The 13,189-nt window shown below is 67.0% G+C and carries 8 protein-coding genes; 5 read left to right on the forward strand and 3 right to left on the reverse strand.

The annotated features are described in order from the left end of the window. Positions 1–15: 15 nt before the first annotated feature. The 3 genes from AC3WMU_RS21230 to AC3WMU_RS21240 are packed head-to-tail and all read left to right on the forward strand — an operon-like array spanning position 16 to position 5,320. On the forward strand, positions 16–3,117 hold the full coding sequence (locus AC3WMU_RS21230; RefSeq protein WP_006223736.1) for a MexW/MexI family multidrug efflux RND transporter permease subunit: 3,102 nt from the start codon (positions 16–18) through the stop codon (positions 3,115–3,117). Positions 3,118–3,127: 10 nt separating this feature from the next. Then, positions 3,128–4,606 carry an efflux transporter outer membrane subunit gene (locus AC3WMU_RS21235; RefSeq protein ID WP_492282952.1) on the forward strand — a complete coding sequence of 493 codons (1,479 nt, stop codon included), beginning with the start codon at positions 3,128–3,130 and terminating at the stop codon, positions 4,604–4,606. A 54-nt stretch (positions 4,607–4,660) separates the two neighbouring features. Further along, positions 4,661–5,320, forward strand: coding sequence for a helix-turn-helix transcriptional regulator (locus AC3WMU_RS21240; protein ID WP_006223738.1), 660 nt, complete (start codon positions 4,661–4,663; stop codon positions 5,318–5,320). Between the two features lie 203 nt (positions 5,321–5,523). Here the strand turns inward: AC3WMU_RS21240 and oprZ are convergent, their stop codons facing one another. The 3 genes from oprZ to AC3WMU_RS21255 are packed head-to-tail and all read right to left on the reverse strand — an operon-like array spanning position 5,524 to position 11,222. After that, positions 5,524–6,915 (reverse strand): multidrug efflux RND transporter outer membrane subunit OprZ, encoded by a 1,392-nt coding sequence (gene oprZ, locus AC3WMU_RS21245; protein ID WP_492282953.1) that lies wholly within the window; start codon positions 6,913–6,915, stop codon positions 5,524–5,526. Then, positions 6,912–10,049 (reverse strand): multidrug efflux RND transporter permease subunit, encoded by a 3,138-nt coding sequence (locus AC3WMU_RS21250; RefSeq protein ID WP_006223740.1) that lies wholly within the window; start codon positions 10,047–10,049, stop codon positions 6,912–6,914. The genes oprZ and AC3WMU_RS21250 overlap by 4 nt, the downstream gene beginning before the upstream one ends. Before the next feature lie 3 nt (positions 10,050–10,052). Continuing rightward, the gene (locus AC3WMU_RS21255; protein ID WP_492282954.1) at positions 10,053–11,222 is read right to left on the reverse strand and encodes a MexX/AxyX family multidrug efflux RND transporter periplasmic adaptor subunit; all 1,170 of its coding nucleotides are present in this window, start codon (positions 11,220–11,222) and stop codon (positions 10,053–10,055) included. Between the two features lie 321 nt (positions 11,223–11,543). On the opposite strand from AC3WMU_RS21255, the gene axyZ reads away from it, so the two are divergent. Both axyZ and AC3WMU_RS21265 read left to right on the forward strand, forming a co-directional pair. Then, entirely contained in the window at positions 11,544–12,182 is a 639-nt protein-coding gene (gene axyZ, locus AC3WMU_RS21260) for a multidrug efflux transcriptional repressor AxyZ (RefSeq protein ID WP_492282955.1), read from the forward strand. 38 nt (positions 12,183–12,220) lie between these two features. Continuing rightward, positions 12,221–13,117: a LysR family transcriptional regulator gene (locus AC3WMU_RS21265; RefSeq protein ID WP_492282956.1), complete on the forward strand. Its 897-nt coding sequence runs from the start codon at positions 12,221–12,223 to the stop codon at positions 13,115–13,117. Positions 13,118–13,189 lie beyond the last annotated feature (72 nt).

The following is a 13,189-nucleotide window of genomic DNA, read 5'->3' on the forward strand; positions in this document are numbered from 1 at the left end:
GGGCAGGAGGCAATTATGAAATTCACCGACCTCTTCGTCCGCCGGCCCGTGCTGGCCCTGGTGGTCAGCACGCTGATCCTGCTGCTGGGCATCAAGGCGCTCAGCGGCCTGCCCGTGCGGCAGTACCCGCTGACCGAAAGCACCACCATCACCATCACCACCCAATACCCGGGCGCGTCGCCCGACCTGATGCAAGGCTTCGTCACGCAGCCCATCGCGCAGTCGGTCGCCACCGTGGAAGGCATCGACTACCTGTCGTCCTCATCGACCCAGGGTCGCAGCGTCATCACCGTCCGGATGAAGCTGAACGCCGACTCCAACAAGGCCATGACCGAGGTCATGGCCAAGGTCAACGAGGTCAAGTACCGCCTGCCGCAAGACGTGTACGACCCCGTGCTGGTCAAGTCCGCGGGCGAGGCGACCGCGGTGGCCTATGTGGGCTTTTCCAGTACTACGTTGTCGCTGGCGGCGCTGACCGATTACCTGTCGCGGGTCGTGCAGCCGCAGCTGTCGTCGATCGACGGCGTGGCAAGCGTCGAACTCTATGGCGGCCAGAAGCTCGCCATGCGGGTCTGGCTGGACCCCAACCGGATGGCCGCGCGCGGCATTTCCGCGGGCGAACTGGCGCAGGCGCTGCGCGACAACAACGTGCAGGCCGCGCCCGGGCAGGCCAAGGGCCTGTACGTGGTGTCCAACATCCAGGTCAACACCGATCTCGTGAATGTGGCGGAATTCCGCGACCTGGTGGTCAAGCGCGACGGCGACGCCATCGTGAGGCTGGGCGACGTGGCAACCGTCGAATTGGGGGCGGCGTCCACCGATTCCAGCGGGCTGATGGATGGTGAACCGGCCGTGTACTTCGGCCTGAACGCTACGCCGGTCGGCAACCCGCTCGTCATCGTCAAGCGATTGAACGAGCTCGTGCCCAATATCAAGCAGAACCTGCCGCCGGGCACCAGCGTGCAGGTGCCGTTCGAGCTGGCCCGCTTCATCAGCGCGTCCATCGACGGCGTGATGCAGACATTGCTGGAAGCCGTCGCCATCGTGGTGGTGGTGATCTTCCTGTGCCTGGGGTCGCTGCGCGCCGTGCTGATTCCGGTCATCACGATTCCGCTGTCCATGCTGGGCGGGGCGGCCATCATGGCGCTGTTCGGCTTCAGCGTGAATTTGTTGACCCTGCTGGCGATGGTGCTGGCCATCGGCCTGGTGGTGGACGATGCCATCGTCGTGGTGGAAAACGTGCACCGGCATATCGAAGAGGGCAAGTCGCCCGTGCGGGCCGCGCTGATCGGCGCGCGTGAAGTGGCGGGGCCGGTGATCGCCATGACGATCACCCTGGCGGCCGTGTACGCGCCCATCGGGCTGATGGGCGGGCTGACCGGATCGCTCTTCAAGGAATTCGCCTTCACGCTGGCGGGCGCCGTGGTCGTATCGGGCGTGATCGCGCTGACGCTGTCGCCCGTGATGAGTTCTTTCCTCTTGAACAGCCACGTGTCGGAAGGCTGGATGGCGCAGCGCGCCGAACGCTTCTTCGGGCGGCTGGGCGACGCCTACGGCCGCGTGCTGGACGTGTCGCTGCACCACCGCTGGGTGACGGGGCTGATCGCCGTGGCGGTGCTCATCAGCCTGCCGTTCCTGTACAACGCGGCCCAGCGCGAGCTGGCGCCCGTCGAAGACCAGTCGACCGTGCTGACGGCGATCAAGTCGCCGCAGCAGGCCAACATCGACTATGTCGAGAAATTCGGCAAGAAGTGGGACGACGTCATGAAGACGTTGCCCGAGCAGAAGGGCCGCTGGCTGATCAACGGCTCGGACGGCGTGTCCAACAGTATTGGTGGCGTCGACTTCGTCGACTGGAAGGACCGCAAGCGCTCGGCCGATGAGATCCAGGCCGACATGCAATCGATGGTCAATCAGGTCGAAGGCAGCAATATCTTCGCCTTCCAGTTGCCGTCCCTGCCGGGTTCCACCGGCGGGCTGCCCGTGCAGATGGTGCTGATGAGCGCGGCCGATTACCCGGTCGTGTACGAGGCCATGGAAAGCCTGAAGAAGGCGGCGCGCGAAAGCGGCTTGTTCATGGTGGTGGACAGCGACCTGGACTACAACAACCCGGTGGTGCAGCTGAAGGTGGACCGCGCCAAGGCCAACAGCCTGGGCGTCACCATGAAGGCCATTGGCGATACGCTGGCCGTGCTGGTGGGCGAAAACTACGTCAACCGCTTCGGCATGGACGGCAGGTCCTATGACGTGATCCCGCAGAGCCTGCGCGAACAGCGCATCTCGCCCGCGTCGTTGGCGCAGTTCCACGTCAAGAGCGCCAGCGGCGCGCAGGTGCCGCTGTCCAACCTGGTGTCGGTATCCATGGGGGTGGAACCCAACTCGCTGACGCAATTCAACCAGTTGAACGCCGCCACCTTCCAGGCCATTCCGATGCCGGGCGTCACGATGGGCGACGCGGTGCGGTTCCTGACGCAGCAGGCGCAGCAATTGCCCGCCGGCTTCAGCTACGACTGGCAGTCGGATGCGCGCCAGTTCAGCCAGGAAGGCTCGGCGCTGATGATCACGTTCATTTTCGCCATCATCGTCATCTATCTGGTGCTGGCGGCGCAATACGAAAGCCTGCGCGACCCGTTCATCATCCTGGTCAGCGTGCCCATGTCTATTTGCGGCGCCCTGATTCCGCTGGCGTTGGGCATGGCCACCGTCAACATCTATACCCAGATAGGCCTGGTGACGCTGATCGGCCTGATCAGCAAGCACGGCATCCTGATGGTGGAGTTCGCCAACGAGATGCAGGTCAGCCATGGGCTGGACCGGCGCACGGCGATGGAGCAGGCCGCCCGCATCCGCCTGCGTCCCATCCTGATGACGACGGCAGCGATGGTGATGGGGCTGATTCCGCTGCTGTTCGCCTCCGGCGCGGGCGCGCACAGCCGCTACAGCCTGGGGCTCGTCATCGTGGTGGGCCTGCTGGTGGGCACCTTGTTCACGCTGTTCGTGCTGCCCACCGTCTACACCGTCTTCGCACGTGACCACCGTGCCGCCAACGACACGCCGCGCGCCCGGGAACTGGCGGCGGCGCAGGCAGCGGACGCCAGTGTGGCCGCCTCGCATTAAGGAACCGATCATGAACCCATCCATTCACCCCAAACGCCTGCGCCGCGGCCTCGCCGTGCTGCTGGCGGCCCTTGCCACCGCGGGTTGCGCGGTCGGGCCTGATTACCAGAAGCCGCAGGCCGCGCCCGTGGCCCTCGCCAGCCCGGAGCAGGCGCTGTTTTCCACGGACCGGCTGCAGCGCGACTGGTGGAAGCAGTTGCAGGACCCCCAGCTGGACCGCCTGATCGGCCTGGCCCTGTCCCGCAACCATGACATCCGCATCGCCCAGGCGCGCCTGGCCGAGTCGCGTGCCGTGCTGGATGAAAAAGAGCTGGACCAATTGCCCGCGGTGACGCTGGACGGCCGCTACGAGCGCAGCCTGTCGCAAGCCAATGCGGGCGCTGCCGGACAGCGCAATCTGGCTCAGAGTTACCGCGCCGGGTTCGACGCCACCTGGGAGCTCGACCTGTTCGGCCGTCTGCGCCGGACGGCCGAAGGGGCCGCGGCGCGCAGTGAGGCCCAGGCGGCGGACCTGGCGCAGACGCGTATCGTGGTGGCAGCGGAGGTCGCGCGTAATTACTTCGAGCTGCGCGGCGCCGAACAGCGGCTGACCGTGGCGCGCGCCAATCTGGACAGCCAGCGCGACAGCCTGCGCGTCACCCAGGCGATGGTCTCGGCCGGCCGCGGCGACGAAGGCGATCTTGCAAGTGCGCGGGCTGAACTGGAAACCGTGCAGGCCAGCGTGCCCGTGCAGGAAACGGCCAGGCGGCTGGCGCTTTACCGCATCGCGGTGCTGGCCGGGCTGCGCCCCGCCGAACTGGGCGAGCTGGACGCCGGCCGGCCACTTGCGCCATTGACCGCCCGCTTGCCGATCGGCGACGTGGGCGCCTTGCTGTCGCGCCGTCCCGACATCCTGGCGGCCGAACGCAATATGGCCGCCGCCAATGCGGACGTGGGAGTGGCCACCGCCGAGCTCTATCCCCGGTTCGACCTGGGCGGTTTTCTGGGATTCGTGGCATTGCGCGGGGCCGACTTCGGTTCATCGTCCAGCCGCGCCTTCAGCGTGGCTTCGGGGGTGAACTGGCCGGCGTTCCACCTGCCGACGGCGTTGGCAAGAAAGCGCGGCGCCGTGGCCCGATCCGAAGGCGAAGTGGCGCGCTACGAGCAGACCGTGCTGCGGGCCGTGGAAGAGCTGGAAGCGGCGTTGACGGAATTCGGCCAGACGCAGCAGCGGCTGGGCAACCTGGCGCAGGCGGCGATGCACAGCAGCCGGGCGGCCGACCTGGCGCAACTGCGCTACCGTGAAGGCAGCGCCCCGTATTTGACGGTGCTGGATGCGCAGCGTACGCTTTTGCGCGCCCAGGACGCCGTGGCCGTTGCCGAAACGGAGTCCTATACCCGCCTGATCGCGCTGTACAAGGCGCTGGGCGGGGGCTGGGAGGCGGGGCCGGAAACGGCAAGCCGGGAATCGACAGGGGAGGGATCCACGCCGTCGCCCGCCGCCGGCTGACCTTCGCCCCGGTTCGTGGCACCATAGGAAAAAACCTGGAGTTCCGTTATCGCCATGTCTGACAGCCTGTCCCAACCCGTCACCTGGACGCCGCATCAACCGGCCGACCGCGTGCTCATGACCTTGAAGACGCGCGGCCCGCAGTCCATCGCGGTCATCGCGAAGGCCATGGACGTGACGGCTGAAGCGGTGCGCCAGCAGATGACGCGGTTGCATGCCGATGGGCTGGTGGATTCCGAAAGCCATAGTGCCGGGCGCGGCCGGCCGACCCAGATCTGGTATCTGACGGAGGCCGGCCACGGCCGCTTTCCCGACACGCATGCGGAAATGACCGTGCAGATGATCGGGGCCGTGCGCCAGGTGTTCGGCGACGAGGGCGTGGAAAAGCTGATCCAGGTGCGCGAAGCCGCCATGCTGAACAGCTACCACCAGGCCATGCTGGGCGCCAAGGACCTGGCCGGCCGGCTGGAACGCCTGGTCCAGGTGCGTTCCTCCGAAGGCTATATGGCTGAACTGCGCCAGGACGGCGCGGACTATCTCTTCATCGAAAACCACTGTCCGATCTGCTCGGCGGCCAAGGCCTGTATGGGCTTTTGCCGCAGCGAACTGGAACTGTTCCGCAACGTGCTGGGCGCAGGCGTGACGGTCGACCGCGAAGAACACATCCTGGCCGGCGCGCGCCGCTGCGCCTACCGCGTCAGCACGCGGGCGTGACAGACGGGCGGCCGCACACGTGAATCCGTAGGATGGGTGAAGCGCGAGAGTTCTTAAGCAAGAACACTATTCTCCAGCGCGCGTAACTCATCAAGCAGCGCTACTTTTCTTATCCGATTCGGCTATAGGATGACCGCCGCTTGATGGGTTGCGCGCGCTGAACGTCGGAGTTCTTGCCGAAGGACTCTCGCGCTTCACCCATCCTACGATCCTTTATCCCCCGGCGTTTCCCACCCGCCCAGCGCCTTGTACAGGTCCACCGCGTTGACCAGCCGGCGCTGCTGCAGCCGGATGTACTCCTGCTCGGATTCGAATAGGCTGCGCTGCGCCTCCAGCATTTCCAGATAACCCGCCACGCCGCGGTCATACCGTCGTTCGGCCAGCCGCTGGCGGTCGCGGTCGGCGTCGCGCACCTTGCGTTGCGCGTCGATCTGTTCGCGCAGGGTGTCGCGCGCGGACAGCGCGTCGGCTACCTCGCGGAAGGCCAGCTGGATGCTGCCTTCATACTGCGCCACGGCGATATCCTTGCGGGTTTCGGCCAGCGACAGGTTGGCGCGGTTGCGGCCCGCGTTGAAGATGGGCAGCGTCAGCGTGGGCGCAAACACCCAATTGCCCGTGCCCGATCCGAACAGGTCCGAAAAACTGCCGGCCGTGCTGCCGATATCGGTCGTCAGTTGCACCGACGGGAAGAAGGCCGCCCGCGCCGCGCCGATGTCGGCGTTGGCGGCGCGCAGCGTGTTCTCGGCCTGGCGCAGGTCGGGGCGGCGCGTCAGCAGCGTCGACGGCAAGCCGGCAGCCAGCGGCGTCAGGCTCTGGCTTTCCAGCGAAACAGCTTCGGTTCCTGCCGGGAGCGAGAAGTCGCCCGCCAACAGGCCCAACGCATGCACGGCTTGCCGGTATTCCCGGCTGAGCTCGGCATGCGTGGCGCGGGACGATTCCACCAGCATCTGCGCGGTGCGCAGCCCAATCGCGGTTTCCAGCCCGGCGTCGTAACGGCGCCGGGTGATCTTCAGCGTCGCCTCGCGTAGCGCCAGCGTGCTCTCGGTCAGCCGCAGTTGCTCGGCCAGCGAACGCTGGTTGAAGACCGCCGTCGCGGTTTCCGCCACCAGGGACAAGGTTGCGGCGCGGTGTGCTTCTTCGCTGGCCAGGTAGCGCTCCAGCGCCGCGTCGCTCAGGCTTTTCACGCGGCCGAAGAAATCCAGTTCGAAGGCCGTGATGCCGACGGCCGCACGATAGCGGTTCGCCACCGGCAACGGCCCCTGTCCGGGCTCCACGCTGCGGCCCCGGCTGAATTCGCCGCGCCCGTCCAGGCTCGGCAAGCGGTCTGCGTCCTGCACGCCATACAGCGCGCGCGCCTCCTGGATGCGCAATGCCGCCACGCGCAGGTTGCGGTTGTTCTGCAGCGCGGCCTCAATCCAGGCCTGCAACGCCGGGTCGTTGAAGTACACGCGCCAGTCCTGGGGCATTTCCGCCTGTCCGTCTTGCGCGGGCGTGTCGTAAGCCCCGGGGATGGGCGCGGCGGGGCGCTCATGCACGGGCGCCAGCGAGCAGCCCGCCAGAGCTGCCGCCAATAGGGTCATGGCCATGGCTTTCATGGCGTGGTCTCCACAGGGTCGCGATCGGATTGACGCGCGGGGCGGGCGCGCCCGCCGAACAGGCGGCCCACGATCAGGAAAAACAGCGGCACCAGGAAAATGGCCAACACGGTCGCAGTCAGGATCCCGCCCAGCACGCCGGTGCCGATTGCCGCCTGCGCGCCGGAAGCCGCGCCCGTCGCCAGGGCCAGCGGCAGCACGCCCACGCCGAAGGCCAGCGAGGTCATGACGATGGGCCGCAGCCGCAGCCGCGCCGCCTCCAGCGTGGCCGACACTAGGCCCTGGCCGTCGCGCACCAGGTCCTTGGCCACCTCGACGATCAGGATCGCGTTCTTGGCCGACAAGCCGATGGTGGCGATAAGGCCCACCTTGAAGTAGATATCGTTAGGCATGCCCCGCAGCGTCACGCCCAGCACGGCGCCAATCACGCCCAGCGGCACGACGAGGATCACCGCCAGCGGAATGGTCCAGCTTTCATACAGCGCAGCCAGCGCCAGGAACACGATCAGCACCGACAAGGCGAACAGCGCGGCCGCCTGGTTGCCCGACAGCCGTTCCTCGTACGATTGGCCCGACCAGTCAAAACCGATGCCACGCGGCAGTTCCGCGGCCAGTTCCTCCATGGCGCGCATGGCTTCGCCGCTGCTGTGCCCCTTTGCCGCCGATCCGTTGATCGTGAAGGTGGGAAAGCCGTTGTAGCGGCTGAGCTGCGGCGGGCCCATCGTCCACTTCAGCGTGGTGAACGCGGACAGCGGCACCATCTGGCCCTGCACGTTGCGCACGTGCAGACGCGACACGTCGTCCACGTCGACCCGGCTCTTGCCGTCCGCCTGCACCGTCACGCGCCGCACCTGGCCGTTATGCATGAAGTCCCCGATATAGTCCGACCCGTACATCACCGCCAGCGCCGTGTTGATCTCTTCCACGGCCACGCCCATGGCCTGGGCCTTGTCGCGGTCGATGTTCAGTTGCAGCTGCGGCGCCTCTTCCTGGCCCGCGAACACCACTTCCGTCAATGCGGGGTGCTTGGCCGCGGCGGCCAGCAACTGCTGGCGCGCCTGGGTCAAGGCTTGATAACCCAGGCCCGCACGGTCCTGCAGCCGGAAATCAAAGCCCGAGGTGGAACCCAGGTCCGGCAGGGGGGGCGAATTCAGCGCCTGCACCATCGCGTTCTTGCGCTCGGCAAAGGCCTCGTTGATGCGTTCGACGACGGCGTCCACATGTTGGCTGGCGTCGCGCCGTTCCTTCCAGTCCTTCAACGTCACGAAGAACATGGCCGAGTTCGGGCCGCTGCCGTACAGGCTGAAGCCATTGACCGAATACACGAACTCGACCGGCTCGTTGTCCAGCATGTAGCGTTCGACTTCCTTCACCAGCGCCATCGTGTCGCTCTGCGGCGTGCCTTGCGGCAGGATGACCATGGCCATGAAGCTGCCCTGGTCTTCGTCGGGCAGGAACGAGGAGGGCAGGCGCATGAACAGGAACGCCACCGCGGCGATGACGGCCAGATAGGCCAGTCCGAAGCGCACCGGCCGGGCCAGCACGCCCGCCACGCGGGCGGTGTAGCGCTCGGTCAGGCGGGCGAAGGCGCGGTTGAACCAGCCGAAGAAGCCGCGCTTTTCGTGGTGGCCGGCAGGCACGGGCTTGAGCAGGGTGGCGCAGAGCGCCGGCGTCAGCGACAGCGCCAGGAACGCGGAAAACGCGATCGACACCGCCAACGTCACGGCGAACTGGCGGTAGATGTTGCCCACCGCGCCGTCGAAGAAAGCCATCGGCACGAACACCGACACCAGCACGACGGTAATGCCCATGATGGCGCCGCTGATCTGGCGCATGGCGCGCACGGTGGCGTCGTGGGCCGACAGGCCTTCCTCGGCCATGATGCGTTCCACGTTCTCCACCACCACGATGGCGTCGTCCACCAGGATGCCGATGGCCAGCACCATGCCGAACATGGTCAGCACGTTGATGGAAAAGCCCAGCCACAGCATCACGCCCAGCGTGCCCAGCAGTGCCACCGGCACCACCAGCGTCGGGATGAGCGTGGCGCGGAAGTTCTGCATGAACAGGTACATCACGCAGAACACCAGGGCCACTGCTTCCAGCAGGGTCATCAGCACCTTCTGGATCGAGATCTCGACAAAGGTCGAGGTCTCGTAAGGCAGGTCATAGGTGACTCCGGGCGGGAAGTACTGCGCCAGCTCGTCCATGGTGGCGCGGATGCGGCGCGTGGTGTCCACGGCGTTGGATCCCGGGGCCAGCTTGATGCCCAGCCCGGTGCCCGTCATGCCGTTCACACGCGACAGGTACATGTAGTCCGTGCCGCCCAGTTCCACCCGCGCCACGTCCTTCAGGCGCAGCGTGGCGCCGCCCGGCTGCGTGCGCAGCGGGATGTTGGCGAACTGCTCGGGCGTGTGCAGGGACTCGCCCGCCACGATGCTGGCGTTCAGCGGCGCGTCCTTGGGCACGGCCTGGTTGCCCAGTTCGCCGATGGTGACCCGCGCGTTGTGGTCGCGCAGGGCGCGTGCGATGTCGCCGGGCGTGAGCGACATGGCCGTCAGCTTGGCGGGATCGGGCCAGATGCGCATCGCCGCTTCGGCGCCGAAGGACTGCACCTTGCCCACGCCTTCCACGCGGCGCAGCGCCTGCAGCACGTTGGAGGCCGCCAGCTCACCCAGCTGGATGTCGTCCAGGCGTCCGTCGGACTTCAAGGACACCACCAACTGGATGTTGTCGGCCGCCTTTTCCACGCGTACACCGTCGCGTCGCACGGATTCGGGCAGGCGCGGCTCGACCGCCTTCAGGCGGTTCTGCACTTCCACGGCAGCGATGTCCGGGTTGGTGCCTTGCTTGAAGGTCAGGTTGATGCTGGCCCAGCCCGTGGAGTCGCTGGTGGACGACGTGTACATCAGGCCGGGCGCGCCGTTCATCTCGCGTTCGATGATGGCCGTGACGGCCTCTTCGACCACCTGTGCCGACGCGCCGGGGTAGCTTGCGCCGATGTTGACCACGGGCGGGGCGATATCCGGATACTGCGCGACGGGCAGTGAGCGGATCGACAGGATGCCGATCAGCATGATCAGCAGCGAGATCACCCACGCGAAAACGGGGCGATCAATAAAGAAGCGCGCCATGGTTTATCCCTTCTTGCCCTCGGAGGCGGTTTGCGCGCCGGGGGCTGGTTTTTCAATGGGCTTGATCTTCTGGCCCGCAGTCAGCTGGGCGGCGTTTTCCACGACGATGCGTTCGCCGCCCGCCAGCCCTTGCGTCACGATCCAGTTCGGGCCTTGCAGCCGATGCGCGTCCACCGGGATGCGGTGCAGTTCGCCGGTCTCGTCCGCCGCCAGCAGGTGCGCGCCCTCGGCGGTGCGTAGGAGCGCGTCGCGCGGCACCAGATAAGCCTCGCGGTTGATCGCCTGCTCCAGCTTGACGCGCACGTACATGCCCGGCAGCAATTCGCGGCCGGGGTTATCGAACAGCGCTCGCATCGTCACGTTGTCCGTGCCGGGGTCCACGGCCAGGTCGGCGAACGACAGCGTGCCGCCGCGCGCGTACTCGGACCCATCCGGCAGCACCAGGCGCACCCGCACCTGGTCCGGCGCCACGCCTTGCAGCGCGCCCGCGCGGATCTGCTTCTGCAACTGCATCACCTCGGCGGCGGGCTGGGCGAAGTTCACGTAGATGGGGTCGATCTGCTGCACGACCGTCAGCGGCGTGGCCTGGCCTTCGCCGACCAGCGCGCCTTCCGTGACCAGCGCGCGCCGGGCGCGGCCGTCGATGGGCGAGGTGACCCGCGCGTACTCGAGGCGCAGCTTGGCGCTTTGGAGGTTGGCGCGGGCCAGCGCGACTTGCGCGCGCGCCTGGCGTTCATCGGCCACGCTTTCGGCATGGTCGCGTTCGCTGATGGCGCGGTCGCTCACCAGGTCGGCGTAGCGGCGCAGCTTGTCGGCGGCGGCCGACAAGCTGGCCTGGGCGCGCGCCAGATTGGCCGCCTCGGAATCGTAGGCGGCTTGCAGTGGCGCCGGGTCAATCTGGAACAGCGCGGCGCCGCGCATGACGTCCTGGCCTTCTTCGTACAGGCGTTCGGTGACGATGCCGGCCACGCGAGCGCGCACTTCAGCCTCGCGATAGGGTTCCAGCCGTCCCGGCAGGTCGGTGGTGACGGCGGTGGGCGTGGCCCGGGCGACGATGACGCCGATTTCGGCGGGCGCCTTGGCGTCTTCTTCCGGCGCCTTCTTCGAGCAAGCGGAAATAAGAACCAATACGGACAGAAAGGCGAGCTTTTTGTAGGGGACTCGTTGTTTCATTTTTGATTGTTGTTGTGGTGTGCCCGTGGGAAGGGCAGAGGGTGATGCCGTGCCGGGAATGCGCGGGTTTTCCCGGTGGGAGGCGAGTCTATCATTTAATCCGTCATGCTTGATTGATTATCTTGTTGGAAAGTATGCTCATGGCTGCACACTTCTTAACAGTGTGGAAATGGCGGCTCCTTGATGGGCCGCCGTTTTTTTGTTGCTGGCCCGCCCCGAGACAAAAAGCCCCCCGGGGGGGCAGCAAGTGCGCGAAGCGTGCGCGGCGTGGGGGCCCTTTTTTCGCCCGTTCCCGACAACCCCTTCATGGAGATTTCCTGCATGGCCCGCAAGACGAAAGAAGAGTCCCAACGCACCCGTGACCGCATCCTGGATGCGGCAGAGCACGTGTTCCTGTCCAAAGGCGTGGCCAGCACCACCATGAGCGACATCGCGGACCACGCGGGGGTATCCCGGGGCGCCGTCTACGGCCATTACAAGAACAAGATCGACGTCTGTATCGCCATGTGCGACCGCGCGCTCGGCGAGGCGGCTTCGCTGACCCAGGTGTCGACCGAAGGCGAAGCCCTGGAATCGCTTTACGTCTCCATGCGCCAGTTCATCCGGATCTATTCGGAAGAGGGTTCCATGCAGCGCGTGCTCGAAATCCTGTATCTAAAGTGCGAACGCAGCGAGGAGAACGCGCCGCTGCTGCGCCGCCGCGACCTGTGGGAACGCTACGCGCAGCGCACGTCCGAAAAGCTGCTGCGCGCGGCCGTCGAGCGCGAAGACCTGCCGTCCGCGCTGGACGTGCGGCTGTCCAACATCTACCTGCATTCGCTGGTGGACGGGGTGTTCGACAGCATCTGTTGGTCGGATCGCCTGAAGGGCGACATCTGGCCTCGCGTCGAACGCATGCTGCGCGCCGGCATCGACACCCTGAGGCTGTCGCCCCACCTGTTGATGCCGCGCCTGGCCTAGCGCCGCCGGGGCGGGGCGCCTCCCCCTACAATCGCCGCATGACCCTCAAGCAACTTGAAGCCTTCTATTGGGCCGCCACCTGCGCCAGCTTCGCCGTGGCTGCCGAGCGCCTGCACCTGTCGGTGTCGTCGCTGTCCAAGCGCATCACCGAGCTTGAGGAGGCGCTGGGCCAGGCGCTGTTCGACCGCAGCGGACACAAGGCCGCGCTGACCGACGCGGGCCAGCGGCTGGTGCCGCAGGCGCGCGAGCTGCTTGCCGCGGCTGACAGGGTGCGCGCCTCCATGACCGAAACGCCGGGCCTGCGCGGCCGTTGCCGCTTCGGCGTGGGCGAGCTGACCGCGTTGACCTGGCTGCCGCGCCTGATCGCCGGGGTGCGCGCAGCCTACCCCCATCTGGTGCTGGAGCCCTATGTGGACATTGGCCAGGTGCTGGAGCAGCGCGTGGCGGACGGTGAACTGGATTTCGCGGTCATCGCCGGACGCTCGTCGCGCGTGAACATCGCGTCCACGCCCATCGGCCAGGCGCGCTTCGCCTGGGTGGCATCGCCGTCCGCGCTCGACGGTGAAACCCGCATGACCGCGGCGTTGCTGGCCCGTCTGCCGCTGGTGACGCTGCCCGCCGGCGCGGGCACAAGCCGCATCATCGATGATTGGCTGGCCGGGCGCGAGGCGTCCGGCGAACGCCTCTGCTGCAACAACTGGGGCGCCATCGCCGGCCTGCTGATCGAAGGCATGGGCGTCGGACTGCTGCCCAGCCATTGGGCCGAAGCCTTGCAAGCCGAAGGCAGCCTGCGCGTCTTGCACGGCGAGCCGGCGCTGGCCGCCTTGCCCTACGCGTTCCAATACCGGCGCGACGACACGCGGGCGCTGGTTGCCTGCTTGCGCGACGCCGTCGCCGCCGCGGTCGATTTCTCGGCGCCTTGCCGGCTGCCCTGAGCGCGGCCGTCCGCGAGGCGGCCGTCGCCCGCCCCATTTAGCTGTCCGACAGCCCGCGCTCTATACAATCGC

The organism is Achromobacter sp. FW305-C-13, assembly GCF_058783475.1.